A 20403-nucleotide genomic window follows, 5' to 3' on the forward strand; every position below is an offset into this window, starting at 1 on the left:
ATAGCTTTTTGTTGGCGCATAAAATATATTAGAACGCCACTAAAAAGCAGGAAACAAAAACAGAGGATTAGTGCAGAGAGATTCCTTTTGTAGGTAACTAAAAATCTAGCCATGCAACCAAAGCTGGCGTCGATTAATTATCTCAGCCACCACATTTTCATCAATTGTGAGGCTCCAAGCCTTTGGTTGGGGCATCTGGGGAATAAGTTCCCGCTTTTGCACAAGGCCGTCATGGGATACGATTAAAGTATGAATTTGATCAACATTTAGATTTTTTTCAAAATAATCTATCGTTTTACAACGCACATTGTCTATTGCAAGAATTTCGTCACCTGCATATAGGCAGGCACTCTCTGCTGGGCTGTTGCGATCTACCATATTGATACGTAGCTCGGCGCCGCATGAAGCTAAATTTATTCCACTATATGCCTGCGTATTATTATCAGCCAAAAGATTAATACCCACAGATTTCAGTTGCTCTTCCAAGCCCAAATCAGTGGTTTCCTCAAGCCAGGCTGGCAGCAGAGTGAATAAACTAGAATCAAATGTAGCAGAAATATTAATTAAATCTTGCTGAGTATATCCCCTCTCTTGTATTCCATAAATTTTCCACATTTCCCTCAAGAGTGCCTGCAACGATGACCCGATAGCAAGCAGATGTAAATCCAACATCAACGCCACCAGTTGGCCTTTAAGGTAATAGCTGATCTGCTGATTATCACTATGAGAATCGCGGCGATACAGCTTAACCCAGGCCTCTTCACTACTTTGCTCAAGGCTTTGGATCCTCTTGCCTGGCGTTAGCCGATATCGACTTATCTCTTTAGCTAAATCTTTTAAATAATCAAGCTCGGAACAAAGCCCAGCCCTGAGCACTAAAATTGAATCGTAGTAACTGGTAACACCTTCCGCAAACCAAAGTGTTGGAAAGATGGTTTCATCTGAATAGTTGTAGGGCCTTAATTCCTGCGGCCTGATGCGTTTTATATTCCATTGATGCAAATACTCGTGGGCTACCAACTGCAATAGGCGTCGCTGCCCTTCAGAGGTTTTTAAGTCGTTCCTGCTAAATATTAAAGCGGTGTTATCAGTATGTTCTAAGCCTCCGTAACCCTGATCGCAGAATCGTATCAAGAATAGATAACTATTTGTTGGCGGTTTCTCAACTCCGAGCAATTTACACACGCTGCGGCAAAGAATAGGCAATTGCCAGCGCCACTGATCAATGGGAGCTGCTTGAGTCAAGCCCTGCCACACCCAGCGATGGGGTACGCCGCCCACCTCAAAAACAAGCTCTGAAAAATGCCCCAGAGCCAGGGGGGAATCGAGAAACTGATCAAAATTTGTAGCACTAAAAGTATTAGCAGCGCATTTAGTGAGAGATGTCGCAACCTGCCAATCATTTGGCAGATCCAAGCTCACCCTATGGCTGAGCCAGCGCTGCCCCTCCACCTCTAAAGCCCATGCGGCTGCAGTAAGAAAGCCGTGGTTATGATCTAGCCAATTTGTTCTCACGCTTTCGGTAACAGCTAAAAGCGTGTATTTAACAATTACACTGATCTGAGGTTGCACCTCAAGCAGCCAAGCATCACTGCTAAATCGTTTTAGCTTAAGGGGGGTTGAGCCCTGAAGCGCAGTAATACCTTCTAAATGGCGACTGTAGGCACGTTCTAAATATGATCCAGGCGTCCATACTGGAAGCTGAAGCTTGAGACGCTGCATTTGAGGAATGAATCTGAGCTCAACTTCAAAACGTTGGCTACTAGCCTCCTTTAGATTAAGAAAATAATGGGGTCCGTCCATCGCTTAAATGCCATTTACATCGAGTGTACTTAGATGCCCCAAAGTTCTAGTGTTAACTCTTCTGAGCTTAGCTGCAAAAAGCAAAGAATTGCCGTGCTCGCATCCGGATCGGGCAGCAATTTTGAGGCTTTGGTGAATTACTGCCGCAGAAAAGATGTATTAGTAGCAACAGTTTGTTTGTTAATCGTTAACAACCCAGGCTGCGGCGCCAAGGCAAGAGCTGAGCGCCTGGGAATTCCCTGGATCCTTATCAATCATAGAGATTTTGATAGTCGCGAGCTCCATGATGCGGCCATTACAAATACACTAAAAAAAGAAAATATTGATTTGGTTGTGTTGGCAGGCTGGATGCGAATTATCACATCAGAATTAATAAATGCCTTCCCTAAAGGGAGCTTACTGAATATTCACCCCAGCTTACTTCCGGCTTTTAAAGGGGGTGCGGCAATTGCCGATGCATTATTGGCTGGGGTGGTTAAAACCGGTTGCAGTGTCCACGAAGTGGTATTAGTTGTTGATGCAGGGCCCATCCTGGCTCAGGCGGAAGTATTAATTACAAAAGCAGATGATCATGAATCCTTAAGTGCAAAAATACATCAGCAAGAGCATTTGATTCTGCCTCCAATTGTTCTTGCCAAAGCAAGGCATCTAGCTCAAAATTATGGGTAGAAAGGGAGCATCGGCAAACCCACTTCTGGGGCCAATCCAGTCATCACATTTAAGCATTGAATCGCTTGACCTGCCTGCCCCTTTATCATATTATCAATTACACACATAACAATTACTTGGCTTGTGCGTTTATCAACTGCCACCGAAATAAGAGCCTTATTTGTATTCCTTACCCATTTTGTTGATGGATAAATTCCCACTGGTAAAATCTCAACGCAGGGATGATTTTTATAGGTTACTTGAAACAATGTAGTGAGGTCTTCGGCCGTTAAACCTGGATCGCGCAAGCGGCCGTAAACCGTTGCCAAAAGCCCCCTAACCATGGGAATTAAATGGGGAGTGAATTGCAGCTGAATAGTTCTACCGGCTGCCCGGCTAGCTAACAATTCAATCTCCGCTGTGTGGCGATGGCCTACCACTCCATAGGGGGCAACTGCTTCCCCTGCTTCCGCAAACAATAGATTTTCTTTTGGGGCTCGACCCCCACCTGAAGTGCCGGTTTTTGCATCGATAACAATGCCCTCCCCTTCAATTAATCCCTGTTGCAATAAAGGCATCAGCGCTAACAAACTTGCGGTTGGGAAACAGCCAGGTGCCCCAACCAACCGGGCAAGGGGCAGGCTCTCCATCGCCCATTCCACCAAGCCGTAAACAGCTTCTGAGCAAAGCTTCTGATCTTGGCGATTGCATTCCTTTGCTTCAGCGCTGTAGGTAGTTGCCCATTGAGCCAGGCTTGGAAATCTGTAATCGGCGGATAAATCCACCACTTTTACCCCTAAATCAAGTAACTCAGGCACTAGGGCACTGGCGAGACCGTTTGGGAGGCTTAGCACCGCAAAATCAGCTGCAGCTGCAATTTCCTTTGGTTCAGGGTTTTGAACTAACAAATTTTCAGCTAATGGTAAAAAAGGGCACATATCACTCCAACGTTTCCCTGCGCTGCGCTCTCCGCCAAGAAAAGACACCTGAAATTCAGGGTGATCTTGCAGCAATCGCAAGGTTTGCAACCCGCCATAACCAGATGCTCCAATCACTGCCACCCGCCGAGGGGAATTGCTAGTGCCAGCCATCGAACCACTCAAGGAGCGCAAACTGTAGGGATCGATAGATCTGATAGAAGCTCTATAAGGAATAACAGCGTTTACGGCCCATGGTTAGCTCAACTGCCAAAAGCCTTGAAATTCAATTCGATACGATCGAAAAAGCACTCCAGGCGATCCGGGAAGGGGCCTGCGTGGTGGTGGTAGACGATGAGAATCGTGAAAACGAAGGGGATTTGATCTGTGCTGCTCAATTTGCTACGCCGCAACAAATCAATTTCATGGCCACAGAAGCCCGGGGCTTGATTTGTATTGCAATGGAAGGCTCAAGGCTCGATGAACTCGAGTTGCCACTGATGGTGGACAACAACACAGATTCGAATCAAACCGCCTTCACTGTGAGCATCGATGCTGGCCCAGAGCAGGGAGTAAGCACTGGTATTTCTGCTGAGGATCGCGCCCGCACAATTCAAGTTGCCCTCAATCCCCATAGCCGCCCCCAAGACTTAAGAAGGCCAGGCCATGTGTTTCCGCTGCGGGCTAAAGCCGGAGGGGTGTTGAAACGCGCTGGCCATACAGAAGCAGCGATCGATTTGGCACGCCTTGCGGGTCTTTATCCCGCTGGGGTTATTTGCGAAATTCAAAATGCCAATGGTTCAATGGCACGGTTGGAAGATTTACATAAATATGCTCAACAACATCAACTATGCCTAATCACGATTGCAGATTTAATAAGTTATCGGCTTAGCAATGAACGCTTCGTGGTGCGCGAAGCAGCAGCAAACTTACCCAGCCAATTTGGCCATTTTGAAGCCATTGGTTATCGCAATAGTCTCGATGGACAAGATCATCTTGCAATTGTTAAAGGGAATCCAAAAGCCAGCAATAAACCTGTATTGGTTCGGGTTCATTCGGAATGCCTCACCGGCGATGCATTTGGCTCTTTACGTTGCGACTGCAGGCCCCAACTGGAAGCCGCCTTACGCATGATCGAAGCAGAAGCTTGTGGTGTGGTGGTTTATCTACGCCAAGAAGGGCGCGGTATCGGCTTAATAAACAAACTGAAGGCATACTCCCTTCAAGATGGAGGCTTAGACACCGTTGAAGCAAATGAGAAACTTGGTTTTGCGGCAGATTTACGCAATTACGGAGTTGGCGCTCAAATCCTTTTTGATTTAGGGGTGCATCGCCTGCGGCTAATCACCAATAACCCTCGAAAAATTGCAGGCCTTGGCGGCTACGGGCTTGAAGTGGTGGAACGCTGCCCCCTGGTGATAAATCCAGGGGAACATAACGCTGCTTATTTGAACACTAAGGCCGAAAAACTCGGCCATCTAATGGGTTGAATTTCAGTTGTTTATTGGATGGTTACCTTATTGATGCGTGCACCATTTTTAATGGCGAGAACTACGTCAAGATTTCCAGTAACACCAAAAACTGTATGCACACCATCAAGGTGAGGCTGGGCTCCATGGCAAAGGAAGAACTGGCTCCCGCCGGTGTTCTTTCCAGCGTGGGCCATTGAAAGACTGCCAGCTTGATGTTTTTTGCTGTTGATCTCGCAGTTAATTGTGTAGCCAGGGCCACCGGTGCCAGCTACCCCTTTTGCCCCTTCTCTGCTGTTGGGGCAACCCCCCTGGGCCATAAAACCATCAATAACCCGGTGGAAGGCAAGGCCGTCGTAGTAACCGTCATTTACCAACTTGACGAAATTAGCCACGGTTTGCGGTGCATCGGCGTCGAACAACTCGATCTCAAGTTGGCCTGCATCTGTTTCCATCAAAGCCTTGGTCATTGGAGTGGTTCCCATGTGGAATGGGTGAACCTTGGCACATCGAGATGGCCCCTGCGAATCCAAATCAACCCCAACTGTCTGATGCCTTAATTGGTGTGCTTGGCGGCAGTGGTCTCTATGGGATGGAGGGCTTGAGTGATGTGGAAGAACTACAGATCGAAACCCCCTTTGGCGCACCCTCCGACCTACTACTAAAAGGCCGCCTGGGAGCTGCACCTGTGGTTTTTCTGGCTCGCCATGGCCGCCACCACAGTTTTTTGCCAACAGAAGTTCCCTACCGAGCCAATATCTGGGCAATGCGTTCTTTAGGAGTGCGCTGGATACTTTCCTGTTCCGCTGTGGGCTCATTGCAGGAGGCAGTGAAACCTCTGGATTTTGTGGTGCCGGATCAATTTCTAGATCGCACCCATCAACGACCCTGCAGTTTTTTTGGGGCAGGGGCAGTAGCCCACGTATCACTGGCGGAACCCTTTTGTGCGGTTTTGTCAAAGCTGCTCTGCCAGGCCATCGAAGAGGTGTTGCCAGCAGATCGAAAATTACACAAAGGTGGCACCTATCTCTGCATGGAGGGTCCGGCCTTTTCAACTAAAGCCGAATCAAATTTTTATCGCTCCTTGGGCTGTGATGTGATCGGAATGACAAACCACACAGAAGCACGATTAGCTCGAGAAGCTGAGATCGCTTACACCACCCTTGCAATGGTTACTGATTACGACTGCTGGCATCCAAACCACGACTCAGTAACGGTTGAGATGGTGATCGCCAATTTGAAGGCCAATGCCAGCCTTGCCCAAAAGGTGGTGCAGGCTGCAGCGGCACTCGTAGATCAGGAGCGGCCAAGCAGCGAAGCCCACAGCGCCTTGGCCTTTGCCCTAATGACAAACAAGGATCATGTGCCGGCTGAAACTCGCAAACGACTTGATCTATTCACAAGTAGCTACTGGGGGCCGTGCAACTGAAAGCCGTTTACCTCTAAAGCGAGCCTCAAATTGCCCTGGGCTTTTTCTAGTAGTGCTATTGCTGAAGTTGCTGGCAACTGGGCTACACTCATCAAAAGAGCAACCTTTACCGATCCGCCCCCCTGCTTTAGCAAAAGCAAACCTTGCTCGCGGTTTAGCCCCGCAAGGCTTGAAAGAATACGCAGGGCGCGATCTTCCAGCTTGGTGTTGGTAACAGCTACATCCACCATGCTGTTGCCATAAACCTTGCCAAGGCGCACCATCACGCCGGTTGAAATGATGTTGAGGGCCATCTTGGTGGCGGTACCCGCCTTAAGCCGTGTGGAACCAGTGAGCAATTCAGGGCCGGTGAGCAATCGGATATCGATATGACAAGGCATTTCCACCTGGCTGGTGGGAACGCAAGCCAATGCCACCGCTAGAGCATCAAGCTCCATGGCATAACTCAAGCCCCCATGCACATATGGAGTGGTGCCACCAGCAGCGATACCCACCAGGGCATCATCCGCACTGAAATCTGATTTTTGCAAATCTGCCCTCCCCGCATCAAACAAATCCTCCAAACCTTCGGAACTGCGCAGTAACGCTGGAGCACCACCAGCTAATAGCCCTTGAACCATTTCTGGATCACTACAAAAAGTTGGCGGGCACTCAGCAGCATCCAAAACCCCCAATCGCCCTGATGTGCCTGCCCCTAGGTAAAAAAGACGCCCCCCATTTGCTAGACGTGCACCGATTGCCTCAATTGCTGCAGCAAGCTCTGGCACCGCCGCTTCAACCGCCTGTTGCGGCAATTTATCTTCGTTCGCAAATAGTTGTGCCAACTGCAGCGAGCTCAGTTGATCAAGATTTTCACTGGCCCTATTTATCTGTTCCGTTAACAAATAACCGCGATCAACATTCACAACAAACCCTCCAAAGAGCGGCGAAACGCCTCAAGGTCTGCCTCTTCTGATGTTGTTTCGAGCTGTTCTTTCCAGCTGTCGGTGGAAAGATTTTGCTCAGGTGGAGCTAACAGCAAGCGATCTTCAGCAGATTGCGGCATAAAACCTGATGGCACGAAGCGGGCTTCATATCCGGCCTGGCTGCAAAAAATTTCCACCTCTTCCCTTAGAAGCATCTCAACGCTGGCGCATGGGAAATCCTGGGCTTCCAGCAGGCCTGCATAGCGTTCAGCATCGTCTTGATTGGCAAAAAGCAACACAACAGTGCGGCCATTCAATTCAAGGGAATGGATCCCTTCTGCATCGCTGCCGGCATCAAACAGCAGCACATGAACTCGTTCGCTCAACTTATCCCCCACGCAGAACAGTCATTCTTCCAGCAATTCCGCCAAGCGCCGATATAAGGCAACTTCTGCATCACTACAAATTTCAGGCACCACCAACCTCACCTCAACGATCTGATCGCCACTACGGCCGTGGCGCTCTAGGCCACGGCCCCGCAAACGCAGCAGTTGCCCACTGGAAGTGCCAGGTGGCACCCTCAGCCGCACTGGCCCCTCAAGGGTGGGAACCACCGCCTGCACCCCTAAAGCACCTTGAGGTGCCGGCAGATCTAAGCGATAAAGCACCCTCAAACCATCAATTCGGAGATCATCGGCAGTGCGAACCTGCAACAACAAAAAGTGATCGCCGCCACCTGGAGCAACCCCTTCCAGCCTTAAACGCCAGCCATCGCCCGCCTCAGGGGGGGTTTGCACTTCAAGCGTTAAGCCATCGGGCAAGGAAACCTGCACCGTGCTGCCCTCTAGGGCCTGATTGGGCGAAAGTTTCACGATGCTTTCGAAATCCCCCTGAACCTGAACGGGGGCAGGGGGAGGTGGCGGGGTTGTAGCGGGCCAAGCAGCTGGCTCCGGTGCATATTTTTTACCAAATAAAGCAGCTAAGTACTCATCAAATTCTGGAAATCCGGCGGCAAACCGATCTTCTTCTTCGCTGGGCTCAGACGTTTCCCAGGCCTGACGGCGGCGGGGGTCAGTTAATACCGCGTAGGCCTCGTTTATGCGTTTAAAACGCTCCTCCGCAATTGGGTCGTTTGCATTTAGATCAGGGTGCCAACGGCGAGCTAAGCGGCGAAAAGCCTGCTTTAGCGCCTGCTGATTAGCGCCGGGCTCTACACCTAAAGCAGCCCAGTGGTCTTGCGGGTTTGGAGCAACCATCACCGGCCTCAATAGCGCCCCCAGGGATCATCAGGGCGCTTGCCACCTCGATCCCAATCATCCCAATCGTCGTCTGCAAATAATTCATCTTTAAGGGAACCCAAAGTGCTGCGAATGCCCTGGAATGGCCCGGCAGGTTCCGCCTCACGACGTTCCGAGCTAAGGCGCCGATTGAGGCCATATAAAGCCTCTTCCAATGAACTCATTAATAGATCCAACTCACGCTCATCGAGCTGATCAACACCCTCCCTTAAATCGCGCAGAGCACCCTCAACGCTGCGTTGTTGCCGCTCAGCTCCGTAAGGGCCAAGTTCTAGGGAAGCATCCCGTAAGCGGCGTTCCGCTTGGGCGATCAGGGTTTCAGCTCGATTACGACGATCCACCTCCAAACGGCGACGGCGATCATCAATAGCTTTACTGGCCGCTTCGGCAAGAAGTAGATCAATTTCTTGCTGGCTGAGGTTTGAGCTGCCCTGCACCGTGACGCTTTGACGCCTGCCGGTGGTGCGATCGGTGGCGGAAACCTGCAGGATTCCATTGGCATCAACATCGAAAGCAACCTGCACCTGGGGCACTCCCCTTGGGGCTGGGGGTATGCCGGCAAGACGAAAACGTCCGAGTGATTTGTTATCGCTTCCCATTTGGCGCTCCCCCTGCAAAACATGAATATCAACGGAGGATTGATTTATTTCTGAAGTGCTAAAAACATCAGAGCGCCTAACCGGAATAGGGGTATTTCGGGGGATGATCACCTTCATTACGCCTCCGATGGTTTCAAGACCCACCGAAAGCGGAGTTACATCATTGAGCATCAAATCTCGGAGTTCACCAGTGAGGATTCCGGCCTGCACAGCAGCGCCAATCGCCACCACCTCATCTGGATTCACATTCTGACTCGGTTCTTTTGGAATCAAAGTACGCACTAGTTGTTGCACCATCGGCATCCGGCTACCTCCACCTACAAGCACAACTTCGTTGATATCTTCAGGTGCTAACCCCGCGTCTTGCAGCGCCTCTTGCACAGGCTTCAACAAGCGATCAAGCAGGTCGGTGCAAAGCGATTCAAAGGTGGGTCTATCTAAATTGATTTCTAAATGCAAGGGGCCATCGGCGGAAGTAGCAATAAAGGGGAGCGAAATCTGGGTTTGCTGAGTACCAGAAAGTTCTTGTTTAGCTTTTTCAGACACCTCTAAAAGGCGTTGAAGAGCTTGGCGATCCCGCCGTAAATCAATCTGGTTGGTTTTGTAGAAAGCATCAGCTAACCAATCAACAATGCGTTGATCAAAGTCGTTACCACCCAATTGAGTGTCGCCACTCGTTGATTTCACATCAAACACACCATTTGCAATCCGCAATACAGATACGTCAAAGGTGCCGCCGCCAAGATCAAATACCAAAACCGTTTGGGAACGGCTGCGATCAAAGCCGTAGGCAAGGGCCGCTGCGGTGGGTTCGTTCAAAATCCGCTCAACGTTTAATCCCGCCAGGCGGCCGGCATCTCTTGTGGCCTGGCGTTGGGCATCATCAAAATATGCAGGCACAGTAATAACGGCTGCCTCAACCGTTTCCCCCAGATAGCTGCTGGCATCGTCTACCAATTTGCGCAGCAAACAAGCCACCAATTCCTCAGGGGCAAATTCCCGCTCCATACCTGGGCAAACCACCCGTACTTGCCCTTGATCGTTGGCTCTTACGGTGTAAGCAACAGCCTGGCTGGCATCGTCTAGTTCATCCCACAAACGACCAATTAAGCGCTTCAAATTGCTGAAACTGTTGCGCGGATTCAGCACCAATTGGCGGCGAGCGGCCTGTCCCACCAGCAGCTCCCTTTCACGGTTGAAACCCACCACAGAAGGAGTGGTTCTCATCCCTTCAGCATTTGCTACTACAACAGGACGACCTCCCTCCAATACTGAGAGCACCGAGTTGGTGGTGCCGAGGTCGATGCCAACGATCCTCCCCATGGACCTGAGCGAATGTTTTCACGCTAACGGGCCATCGCAGTTGAGTCAGCCCCTAATGACATAATCCAGTCTTAAGAAATTGCACTTAAAAATTGAAAAGAACAAATTTTGGTTCCATGCCCGTCGCCAAGAAAGCCATTGCTGTTAGTGCCATTGCGGCCCTTAGCACTGCAACTCTCCTGCCTCTAATTGCTCAAACCACCATCAGTGGTGCCGGCGCAACCTTCCCAGCTCCGATTTATCAGCGCTGGTTTGCGGATTTCGCAAACACAAAGGGTGGTGGTCAAGTTAATTATCAAAGTGTCGGCTCAGGCGCGGGCGTTCGTCAGTTTGTTGCTGGAACCGTTGATTTCGGTGCAACAGACGAGCCCATCAAGGCGGCTGAAGCTGCCAAGGTTGATCGCGGTGTAGTTCAAATTCCAATGGTTGGAGGCTCCATCGCCGTTGCTTACAACAAGCCTGGTTGTGATCTGAAGCTCACCCAGAAGCAAGTTGTAGATATTTTCCTTGGCACAATTAATGATTGGAAGCAACTGAAGTGCGCTCCAGGACCTATTTCTGTAGCCCACCGTTCAGACGGTTCAGGTACCACATTGCATTCACAAATAGCCTTTCAAACTTTTCACCTGAGTGGAAGAGCAAGGTTGGCGAAGGCAAGAGTGTTCAGTGGCCAGTTGGTATTGGCGGCAAGGGTAACGAAGGCGTTTCCGGTGTTATCCAGCAGACACCAGGTTCAATCGGTTACTTAAATCAGTCTTATGTACGCGGAGTTATCAAAGCTGCCGCCATTCAAAATAAAGCTGGCAAGTTTGTAAAACCAACAGCTCTTTCTGGAGCTGCCGGTTTAGACAACATCAAGCTTGATGCGATGAACGCCGGGGAAGATCCAAATCCAGCAGGTGTTAAGAGCTATCCAATTGTTACTCTCACTTGGATTCTTGCCTACAAAACAGGTAACGGCGAAAAAGCAGACGATATTCAAAAAGCTCTTAATTATGCATTGAGCCCAAATGCTCAAAAGCTTGCAGACGATTTGGGTTATGTGCCCCTTGAAGGCGGAATTTTGGCGAAAGCCAAAGCTGCAGTTAAACAGATTGGTAAGTGATCTAGTTTAACTTGATTATTTTGGGGCGGATTCCCGCCCCTTTTTAATGATTCATCAGCATCATTGTAAAAGTTCCCTACTTTGAATTATGGAAGCAACCCGCAGAGACCTGCTCTACACGCTTCGCCACAGGCCAGCAAGTGACAAGTTAGTTGACAACGGCTTTCGTTCTCTGGTTACTGCGCTCGCTGCTCTAGTAGGGATTGTTTTATTAGCTATTTTTCTAGTTGTTTTTTGGGAAGCCCGCGAAGCAATTCACTTGTTTGGCCTTAATTTTATTACTAGCACCACTTGGAATCCAGTTGAAGAAAAATTCGGAGCATTCACTGCAATTTATGGAACGATATTAACTTCAGTGCTCGCTTTGCTACTTGCGGTTCCTTTAGGGGTTGGCACAGCAATATTTTTAACTGAAAATTTTATTCATCAAAAATATAGAACTATTATTTCAAATATGGTTGAATTGCTTGCTGCAATTCCATCTGTTGTTTTGGGATTGTGGGCAATTTTTGTGCTAGAGCCCACGATTAGGCCAGTTTTAAACGTAATTCACAATAAACTTGGCTTTATTCCAATCTTCAGTACACCGGCTAACGGCCCAGGATTTATGCCCGCCGTGTTGATTTTAGTAGTGATGCTTTTACCGATCATCACTGCTATTTCCAGGGATTGTTTAAATCAAGTACCCCCTGATCTGCGCCAAGCTGCCTACGGAATTGGCGCAACTCGCTGGACATCTATTTTTCAAGTTATTTTGCCAGCAGCCATTTCTGGAATAATCGGCGGCATAATGCTCGCTCTCGGTAGAGCGATGGGTGAAACAATGGCAGTAACAATGATCATTGGCAATTCAACTTCATTTAACCTTTCCTGGTTCGCACCCGGCAACACAATTGCAGCTCTACTAGCAAATCAATTTGGTGAGGCGGATGGCATTCAAGTATCTGCCTTGATGTATGCCGCATTAGTGTTGATGATTATTACATTTATTGTGAATGTGTTGGCGCAATGGATCGTTAAGCGTCTCAGCCTTAAATATGATTGAATTAAATCTTCTAACTAATTAAAATCATGACATTCTCCTCCCCAAACTTCAGCACCACATCCCTGCACCGCAAGCCTGGATTACTTCGTAATCGTGCAAATGCTGCCATGACTGCTGTGGCCGCTACCTTTGCCACAATTGCAGTTCTACCGCTGATATTTGTGATTGCTTATGTGCTTATTAAAGGAATTACAGTTTTATCTCCCTCAATATTTTTTGAATTACCTCCTCCCCCAGGTTTAGATGGCGGTGGCATAGGTAATGCTTTGATTGGTACCCTTGTGGTTACGCTCATATCGTGTGTTTTTGCTGTTCCCGTGGGTGTTGGAGGTGGTATCTACCTTGCAGAATTCTCCCAGGGAAATAAATTTGCAGAATTTGTAAGGTTTGGCACAAATGTATTAGCGGGAGTTCCTTCGATTATTGCTGGTGTATTTATATACGGATTAGTTGTTTCCACAAGAGTATTATTTGGTAATAGTTATTCAGCAGTAGCGGGCGGGCTCGCCTTAGCTGTATTGATGTTACCAACTATTATTAAAACAACAGATGAGGGATTGAAACTTGTACCTCAAGAGTTGCGTTGGGGTGCTTTAGGTGTAGGTGCCTCAACTTTCGTAACCACTATGAAAGTGGTGTTGCCTGCAGCAGTGGCACCAATAGCCACAGGGGTGGTTCTTGCAATTGCGAGATCAGCAGGTGAAACAGCTCCATTGATCTTCACTGCTCTGTTTTCACCTTTTTGGCCAGAGGGGATCTTTAAACCCTTAGCAACAATGTCTGTATTGATATTCAATTTTGCAATTATGCCCTACGAGGCTCAGATCACCCTGGCCTGGGCTGCTTCATTTGTTTTGGTGGTAATGATTTTGGGAATGAACATATTTGCTCGTTGGATCTCTGGCTTTGCCCAGCGTTAACAAGCCGCTGTCAAACTTTTAAAACACTCACTATTTTCCACTCAAATGTCATTCACCACTCACATCACCGACGTACCAAATGACCAGGTGGCAATTACCTGCGACAACGTAACGATTAGCTATGGATCATTTGAAGCAGTAAAGAGTGTTTTTCTTGAAGTGCCCAGGGGTAAGGTAACCGCCTTTATCGGTCCATCCGGCTGCGGTAAAAGCACAGTGCTGCGCTGTTTTAATCGAATGAACGACTTAATTCCTAGCTTCAGTTTGAAGGGAAGAATTATCTACGAAGGCCAGGATTTATATGAGCCCAAAGTTGATCCAGTTGAGGTGCGCAGGCGTATTGGAATGGTTTTTCAAAGGCCAAACCCATTTCCAAAAAGTATTTATGAAAACATAGCTTTCGGCGCCCGAATTAACGGTTACACAGGGGACATGGACGAATTAGTTGAACGCTCCCTGCGCAGAGCAGCTGTATGGGATGAATGCAAAGATAAACTTCAAGAGAGTGGTTATTCTCTATCTGGTGGCCAGCAGCAGCGCCTTTGCATCGCTCGCACAATTGCAACCCAGCCAGATGTTATTTTGATGGATGAGCCCTGTTCAGCCCTTGATCCAATCTCCACCTTAAAAGTGGAAGAAACAATGCACGAGTTAAAAAAAGAATTTACAATTGTGATTGTTACACATAATATGCAACAAGCCGTACGCGTATCAGATATGACAGCTTTCTATAATGCTGTGGCAGTTGAAGGAGGCAGTGGCAAGGTGGGTTATCTGGTTGAATTTGATGAAACTGCAAATATATTCAATAATCCAAAGCAACAATCCACTCAAGAATATGTGAGCGGCCGCTTTGGCTAATAGTTAAGCTAAATTATCTCAAAAGCCTCCCAAATGGGAGGCTTTTTTTGTGCCAACTAATCCAACTTATCGATTAATTCCGAAAATCAGGTCTTTTAATTCCATCTATACTTCTATTCAGCAATTCACCAAGCCTTGTTCCAACGGGAATATCTCCGGCAAAGGAACTGCCAAGCACATTGCGTAATAATTTATTTTCAACAATTAAATACTGTGACCTGGAAAGAGGAATTGATCCCTCTTTCTTAACCAAGCCGTCTGCATTATTCAGGAAAAAGTTAACAAAGTTTCTCAAATTAGCATCCGAGCCAAGCTGCCTACTATTTACATAAATAAACATTGGCCTTGAAAGTGGTTGATATGATTCGTTTTGAACATTCTTCATCGATGGAATTACATTGCCCCTAGGGCCTTCAATTGCAAGCGCGCGCAATTTAGATTGATTTGCTTTGAAGTAGGAGAAGCCAAAATAACCCATGGCGTTTGGATCTGCAATAATATTTTTTGCAATTATATTATCATTCTCACTGCTGCCATAATCAGATCTTGAATTCTCCGAATCGCCAGTTATAGCCTTATTAAAATATTCAAATGTTCCGGAATCCTTGCCAGGTCCAAAAAGATTTATGGGTTTCGCAGGCCAATCTAAATTTACTTGATTCCAGCGCTCTACTTTACCTTGAGCATCGCGAGACCATAATCTTTTTAATTCAACTAAAGAGATGTCTTTAGCCCAGGTATTTGCTGAATTAACAACAACTGTTAGAGCATCAAAGCCAATGGGCAACTCATAAAAACTAATCTTTGCCTCTGAACATGCCTTGAGCTCTTTGTTATTTATAGGGCGTGATGCATTACTTATACTAGTTTTACCACTGCAAAAATCTCTAAAGCCTGCCCCAGTTCCATTTATTACTATTGGCTCAAATTTAGCCTTTTTCCCTGCTCTGGTAACTAGAAATTCTTTAACTGCTAACTCTGTTATTGGCGCCACGGTGCTGGAGCCGCTGATTCTCACTGATTCGCTTAAGGCCTCAAGTGGCGTAACAACCGCGGTGAACCCTACAGCCAGCCCAAATACAACAGAAACGGCGCGTTTGCTCGCAAAACCCATAGTTAGCCCAAATTCACTTTCTCAATCTTGACCGCGCTTCTTTGTGAGTTCTTTAAGGATTACCCAAAGAGCAAGATTTTGAAACGGAGAGGGAGGGATTCGAACCCTCGATAGAGTTTCCCCTATACAGCATTTCCAGTGCTGCGCCATCGACCACTCGGCCACCTCTCCCCGGCAGTGCAATCCTGCGCAGCTGGCAACCTAGCAGTTCACCCAATTATTCCTATGGCAGCGTTTCATCGAGTTACGGTTTACGACCGCCAACGGGGTAAAACCCATAGCGCTGATCTTCCTGAAGGTGCCTATGTATTGCAAGCTTTTGAAGCCCTAGGAACACCATTGCCTTTTAGTTGCCGCAATGGTGTTTGCACCGCCTGCGCCGTAAAGGTATTGGAGGGGAACGTGGAGCAGCCTGAAGCCCTTGGCTTATCGCGTTCCCTTAAAGAAAAGGGCTACGCATTGCTTTGTGTTGCCAAAGTATGCGGTGCTGTGGTGGCTGAAACTCAAAGCGAAGATGAGGTTTATATGTTGCAATTCGGCCAGGTATTTGCCCGTGGCAGGGTGCGTAAAGCAATTCCCCTTGAGGAGCACTGAAACGTGGCAATACAAACCGATCAACAGCTGCTTGAAATTGCACAAGCCGCAGCTAGTGCTGGTGCCTTGGCCCTAAAAAAACATTGGGGCAAACTTGAGCAGGTGCGCTGTAAAGGAAGGCCTGGAGATTTAGTAACCGAAGCTGATCTCGCCGCTGAGGCAGCAGTTCTGGAGGTGCTCCAGCAGCACACACCCGAAATTGGTGTATTGGCGGAGGAAGCTGGTAGGCAAGGTCCGGCTGGTGCCTTGCAGTGGTGTGTTGATCCCCTTGATGGCACCACTAACTACGCCCACGGATTTCCTTTATTTGCCTGTTCCGTGGGGTTGCTCAAAAACGGCCAACCTCATCTGGGGGCAATCGAGGCCCCTGCTTTGCAACAGTCTTACTGGGGCGGAATCGGCCTAGGCGCTTACTGCAATGGTGAACAGTTGAAGGTTTCTGGTTGTGATCAATTAGCCAATGCACTTCTGGTTACAGGCTTTGCCTACGACCGTTTTGAGGTGCAAAACAACAATTACACGGAGTTTTGTTATTTCTCTCACCGCTGCCATGGTGTGCGTCGTGGTGGCGCCGCTTCATTAGATCTGGCGTTTGTGGCAGCCGGACGCCTTGATGGTTACTGGGAACGGGGCCTGCAACCTTGGGATCTAGCGGCAGGTGCAGCCTTGATATTGGCAGCAGGAGGCGTAGTTTGCGACTACAACAGCACCCCTTTAAATCTAAATAACGGCAGGGTATTGGCCTGCAGCCCAGCACTTTTGCAACCGCTAGTGGAAGGGCTTAAAAGTTGTGAACCGATGCCCGGCGAGATCTATGGCGCCAGTTTTCCACCAATTGCAAGCTGAAGGGCTTGTTGCTCCATAGATTTGGCCAAAGTTGAACAAGCCCCATGGCCTTACAACCCGCCAGTGGCGCCCGGGATCTTTTGCCCCAGGATGTGGGGGCAAATCGATGGATCTGCGAACGCCTTGCCCAGGTGTATCAACTTTGGGGCTACAGCGAAATAACACCCCCCAGTATCGAGCGACTAGACACCCTCGAGGCCGGTGGTGCAATTTGTTCAGAGCAAGTGCTGCAGGTGGTGGCGGATGAGCCCTTGGGCCTACGGCCAGAGATGACCGCCAGCATCGCCCGAGCCGCCTGTACCCGCCTTGGCAGTTTCCAAAGACCTTTGCGCTTGCACTACAGCGGCTCAATTTTTCTTGCCGAACGCACAGAGGGGGAAAATCCCAGGATTAATGAGCAACTCCAGAGCGGTGTGGAGCTTATGGGTAGTGCTAGCCCGGCCGGTGATGCAGAACTACTCAGGCTGCTAATAGATGCTGCTGGCCATCTGCCCCTGGCCCCGCACCACGCCCCCTGCCTACTAATCGGCCATCAAGGCTTACTTGAGTTAGTGCTAGCGAAGGTGGAGAAATCGATGCAACAAAGTTGTCGCCGGGCCCTTTGCCAAGGGAACCATCATGATTTAAAGCAATTACCCCTGCCACCAGATCAGTTATTGCTGCTTGAGCGGGTTATTAAATTGAGAGGGGCACCAGCGCAGGTGCTGAAACAGCTCAGCGAGTTACTAGGGGAAGATCCTCTTTTAAAACAACTAGAGCAATTGTTAGCGGCCTTAGCGCCGATAGCTGTGGCTAATGGGATTCGTTTGCAACTTGATCCAAGCTTTCAACCCCAATTTGCTCTTTACGACGGCTTGGTAATGCAACTTGTGTGCCAGGGCCCCCATGCGCCTGTGGCAGTAGCAAACGGAGGCCGATACAACAACTTAGTTAATCGTTTTAGTCCATCAACTAGTGGCGCTACAGGGGTGGGTTTTAGTTTTGCAGTTGGAGATTTGAGGCAATTACTGGGATCCGCCAGCGGTCATTCCCCAGATTCAAATAAGCATTGCTGGTTGGTAGCTTTTCAAAATTCAGCCCTCTTAAATCCTGCTCTCGATCTATTGCAACAGTGCCACAGTCGCGGCGAACAGGCGGAACTGTGGCCCCAACCCTGTGAAAGCAAAGAAGACGCAGAAAAGCTTGCAAGTTCGCGGGGGCTCAAGTTGCTCGATTGGCTCTCCTAATCCGTAAAATCTAGGGATTGAGTTCCTTTCTATGGCCCACACGATTATTAGCAACGTGTGCGAGGGCATTGCAGATTGCGTTGACGCTTGTCCTGTGGCTTGTATCCATCCCGGCCAAGGGGCAAATAAAAAAGGAACTGGGTTCTATTGGATCGATTTTCAAACCTGCATCGACTGCGGCATTTGCTTACAGGTGTGTCCGGTGGAGGGAGCGATTTTGCAGGAAGAAAGGCCCGAGTTGCAACAACGCAATTAAATCGGTTCGGAGAACCCACCCTCAAAGCCCCTTGAGCTAGGGAGCAACAACTGCCTATGGTTCAAGAGCTTTTATAAGTTCCACCCATGACGGTGCTTGAAGAAAACGGCCAGATACAGATACATACAGAAAATATATTTCCAATTATCAAAAAAGCTGTTTACAGTGGCCACGAAGTTTTTCTGAGGGAATTAGTTAGCAACGGCACGGATGCAATTAGTAAAAGACGAATGGCCGCAATGGCGGGGGATTGCAGCGAAGGCCCTGAAGGTTGCATACAAATCCGAATTAACCGCGAAGCTAAAACCCTCACCATTAGCGATAATGGCATCGGCATGAATGCCGATGAAGTAAAACGCTACATAAATCAAGTTGCATTTTCAAGTGCTGAAGAATTCCTTGAAAAATATAAAAGGGAAAGTGATGCAATAATTGGCCACTTTGGTCTTGGTTTTTATTCAAGTTTTATGGTGGCAAAGCAGGTTGAGCTGCTCAGCCTAAGTGCAAAGGAAGGCTCCGAAGCTGTGCGCTGGAGTTGCGATGGATCGCCAAATTTCAGCCTTCAAGCAGGAGATCGCAGCGAAGCTGGTACCGACATAATTTTACATCTTCAAGATGAAGAACTCGAATATATTGAACCGGCAAGAATTCGCAATCTAATAACTACATACTGCGACTTTATGCCAGTTGCTGTTCAGTTAGACGGCGAGACAGTCAATAAGCGAGAAGCACCATGGAGACAGAGCCCAAGAGATTTAAGTGATGAGGATTATTTAAATCTATACCGCTATCTATACCCCTTTCAAGGCGACCCTTTGCTTTGGGTTCATTTGAATACAGATTATCCCTATAACTTGCAGGGTATTTTATATTTCCCGCAAATGGCTGGTAGAGGCGATTGGGATAAAGGTGAAATTCGCCTCTACTGCAATCAAGTTTTTGTAAGCGATTCAATTAAAGAGGTGGTGCCTCGTTATCTTCTCCCCCTAAGGGGCGTGCTTGATTCCCCAGATATCCCCCTCAATGTGAGTAGGTCTGCGTTACAAACCGATCGAAAAGTTAGATCCATTGGTGGCTTTGTAGCTAAAAAAGTGGGAGATCGTTTAAAAGATTTAAAACGCAGTAACCCAAATAGATATGCCGAAATCTGGGAATCTATTGCACCTTTTATTAAAATTGGTGCCATGGAAGATGATAAATTTGCCGAACAAATTGCTGAAATTATCTTATTTGGAACTACTTTAAAATCAAGTTCAAGCAATATTGTTGAGTCAGAATCGGGCGAGCCAGCAGATCCAGATCCGATCGCCTTTGGCCAAAAATCATTCACCACACTTTCTGGTTATCGCTCCCGCACTGAAGCAGCTTGCAAAGATCGAATCCTTTATTGCAACGATGAAGCGGCTCAAGCTGGGGCTCTAGCTCTATGGCAAGGGCAAGGAACAGAAGTGCTGCTTGCCGATTCTCTAATCGATGCTCAATTCATCCCCTGGCTGGAGATGCGCCATAGCGAATTGAAATTCCAACGGGTTGATTCAGAGCTTGATGCCAGCCTCCAGGAGCAAGAACCAAGCCTTGCTGATGCCGATGGCAAAGAAGCAAGTGAAAAGTTGCGCGACCTTTTTAAGCAATCTTTAGAAAACGAAAAAATAACCATTCAGGTGCAGAGCCTCAAGGGTGACAATGCCCCTGCAGCTTTGATTTTGCTGCCAGAGCAGATGCGCCGTCTAAATGACATGGGCGCCTTGATGGAGCAACGCTTACCCGGCTTACCCGATCACCATGTGCTGCTTGTTAATAGACGCCACAGACTGGTGGATGGCCTTTTAAAACTCTCAGCCGGAGCAGTGATCACCACCAGCCCTGGGGCCAACTCCCCAAGCCTTGAGCTTGCACAACAGCTAAGCCGCCATCTCTATGAAATGGCGAGGCTCGCGGTTGGTGGCCTTGAACCAAATCAATTGGCTGGCTTTCAGCAACGCAGCTGCGATCTGATGGGACAACTGATGGAAAGGGGGCTCTGAGGTATGGGCAGCTATTTTGCT

18 protein-coding genes, 1 tRNA gene and 2 pseudogenes are annotated in these 20403 nt (G+C 48.3%); 12 read left to right on the plus strand and 9 right to left on the minus strand.

Translation table 11 applies throughout. From position 1 onward, the window contains the following. Positions 1 to 105 precede the first annotated feature (105 nt). The gene (locus tag KB557_RS00095) at positions 106 to 1803 is read right to left on the minus strand and encodes a M61 family metallopeptidase (protein ID WP_255130755.1); all 1698 of its coding nucleotides are present in this window, start codon (positions 1801 to 1803) and stop codon (positions 106 to 108) included. A gap of 93 nt (positions 1804 to 1896) precedes the next feature. Here KB557_RS00095 and purN point away from each other — a divergent pair, with 93 nt between their 5' ends. Beyond that, positions 1897 to 2472: a phosphoribosylglycinamide formyltransferase gene (purN, locus tag KB557_RS00100; protein ID WP_255130756.1), complete on the plus strand. Its 576-nt coding sequence runs from the start codon at positions 1897 to 1899 to the stop codon at positions 2470 to 2472. Here purN and argC read toward each other — a convergent pair. Beyond that, a complete protein-coding gene (argC, locus tag KB557_RS00105; protein ID WP_255130757.1) occupies positions 2463 to 3542 on the minus strand; it encodes an N-acetyl-gamma-glutamyl-phosphate reductase in 1080 nt (359 codons plus the stop codon). The genes purN and argC overlap by 10 nt on opposite strands. Before the next feature lie 80 nt (positions 3543 to 3622). On the opposite strand from argC, the pseudogene ribBA reads away from it, so the two are divergent. Then, positions 3623 to 4852 (plus strand): annotated as a pseudogene (ribBA, locus tag KB557_RS00110) (bifunctional 3,4-dihydroxy-2-butanone-4-phosphate synthase/GTP cyclohydrolase II); the annotation flags it as partial. Between the two features lie 17 nt (positions 4853 to 4869). Here ribBA and KB557_RS00115 read toward each other — a convergent pair. Further along, entirely contained in the window at positions 4870 to 5307 is a 438-nt protein-coding gene (locus tag KB557_RS00115) for a peptidylprolyl isomerase (protein ID WP_255130809.1), read from the minus strand. 20 nt (positions 5308 to 5327) lie between these two features. Here KB557_RS00115 and mtnP point away from each other — a divergent pair, with 20 nt between their 5' ends. Next, complete coding sequence (mtnP, locus tag KB557_RS00120; RefSeq protein WP_399218384.1) at positions 5328 to 6266, plus strand: S-methyl-5'-thioadenosine phosphorylase; 939 nt, start codon at positions 5328 to 5330, stop codon at positions 6264 to 6266. Here mtnP and murQ read toward each other — a convergent pair. The 4 genes from murQ to dnaK are packed head-to-tail and all read right to left on the minus strand — an operon-like array spanning position 6245 to position 10391. Next, complete coding sequence (gene murQ, locus KB557_RS00125) at positions 6245 to 7171, minus strand: N-acetylmuramic acid 6-phosphate etherase (RefSeq protein WP_255130759.1); 927 nt, start codon at positions 7169 to 7171, stop codon at positions 6245 to 6247. The two genes, mtnP and murQ, sit on opposite strands and share 22 nt — an antisense overlap. Continuing rightward, complete coding sequence (locus KB557_RS00130; RefSeq protein WP_255130760.1) at positions 7168 to 7569, minus strand: DUF3110 domain-containing protein; 402 nt, start codon at positions 7567 to 7569, stop codon at positions 7168 to 7170. The genes murQ and KB557_RS00130 overlap by 4 nt, the downstream gene beginning before the upstream one ends. Before the next feature lie 9 nt (positions 7570 to 7578). Further along, positions 7579 to 8427 carry a DnaJ domain-containing protein gene (locus KB557_RS00135; RefSeq protein ID WP_255130761.1) on the minus strand — a complete coding sequence of 283 codons (849 nt, stop codon included), beginning with the start codon at positions 8425 to 8427 and terminating at the stop codon, positions 7579 to 7581. Between the two features lie 8 nt (positions 8428 to 8435). Further along, a complete protein-coding gene (gene dnaK / locus KB557_RS00140) occupies positions 8436 to 10391 on the minus strand; it encodes a molecular chaperone DnaK (protein WP_255130762.1) in 1956 nt (651 codons plus the stop codon). 116 nt (positions 10392 to 10507) lie between these two features. Here dnaK and pstS point away from each other — a divergent pair. The 4 genes and pseudogenes from pstS (at position 10508) to pstB (ending at position 14322) form a co-directional block, all read left to right on the plus strand. Beyond that, positions 10508 to 11496: pseudogene (pstS, locus tag KB557_RS00145) on the plus strand (phosphate ABC transporter substrate-binding protein PstS). A gap of 88 nt (positions 11497 to 11584) precedes the next feature. Further along, on the plus strand, positions 11585 to 12541 hold the full coding sequence (pstC, locus tag KB557_RS00150; protein WP_255130763.1) for a phosphate ABC transporter permease subunit PstC: 957 nt from the start codon (positions 11585 to 11587) through the stop codon (positions 12539 to 12541). A 26-nt stretch (positions 12542 to 12567) separates the two neighbouring features. Further along, a complete protein-coding gene (gene pstA / locus KB557_RS00155) occupies positions 12568 to 13461 on the plus strand; it encodes a phosphate ABC transporter permease PstA (protein ID WP_255130764.1) in 894 nt (297 codons plus the stop codon). A gap of 45 nt (positions 13462 to 13506) precedes the next feature. Then, the gene (gene pstB / locus KB557_RS00160) at positions 13507 to 14322 is read left to right on the plus strand and encodes a phosphate ABC transporter ATP-binding protein PstB (protein ID WP_255130765.1); all 816 of its coding nucleotides are present in this window, start codon (positions 13507 to 13509) and stop codon (positions 14320 to 14322) included. A 73-nt stretch (positions 14323 to 14395) separates the two neighbouring features. Here the strand turns inward: pstB and KB557_RS00165 are convergent, their stop codons facing one another. Further along, positions 14396 to 15436 (minus strand): PstS family phosphate ABC transporter substrate-binding protein, encoded by a 1041-nt coding sequence (locus KB557_RS00165; RefSeq protein WP_255130766.1) that lies wholly within the window; start codon positions 15434 to 15436, stop codon positions 14396 to 14398. Positions 15437 to 15520: 84 nt separating this feature from the next. Beyond that, positions 15521 to 15607, minus strand: a tRNA-Ser gene (locus tag KB557_RS00170). A gap of 54 nt (positions 15608 to 15661) precedes the next feature. Between KB557_RS00170 and KB557_RS00175 the strand changes: the two genes are divergently transcribed. From KB557_RS00175 to htpG, 5 genes are all read left to right on the plus strand, one after another. Further along, positions 15662 to 16030 carry a 2Fe-2S iron-sulfur cluster-binding protein gene (locus tag KB557_RS00175; RefSeq protein WP_255130811.1) on the plus strand — a complete coding sequence of 123 codons (369 nt, stop codon included), beginning with the start codon at positions 15662 to 15664 and terminating at the stop codon, positions 16028 to 16030. A gap of 3 nt (positions 16031 to 16033) precedes the next feature. After that, a complete protein-coding gene (locus KB557_RS00180) occupies positions 16034 to 16876 on the plus strand; it encodes an inositol monophosphatase family protein (RefSeq protein ID WP_255130767.1) in 843 nt (280 codons plus the stop codon). Positions 16877 to 16920: 44 nt separating this feature from the next. Further along, the gene (locus KB557_RS00185; RefSeq protein ID WP_255130768.1) at positions 16921 to 18102 is read left to right on the plus strand and encodes an ATP phosphoribosyltransferase regulatory subunit; all 1182 of its coding nucleotides are present in this window, start codon (positions 16921 to 16923) and stop codon (positions 18100 to 18102) included. Positions 18103 to 18133: 31 nt separating this feature from the next. Next, a complete protein-coding gene (locus tag KB557_RS00190; protein WP_255130769.1) occupies positions 18134 to 18358 on the plus strand; it encodes a ferredoxin family protein in 225 nt (74 codons plus the stop codon). Positions 18359 to 18444: 86 nt separating this feature from the next. After that, positions 18445 to 20382 (plus strand): molecular chaperone HtpG, encoded by a 1938-nt coding sequence (gene htpG, locus KB557_RS00195; protein ID WP_255130770.1) that lies wholly within the window; start codon positions 18445 to 18447, stop codon positions 20380 to 20382. Positions 20383 to 20403: the final 21 nt, after the last annotated feature.

The sequence above is a fragment of the Synechococcus sp. Cruz CV12-2-Slac-r genome, assembly GCF_024346075.1.
Classification (GTDB): Bacteria; Cyanobacteriota; Cyanobacteriia; order PCC-6307; family Cyanobiaceae; genus Synechococcus_D.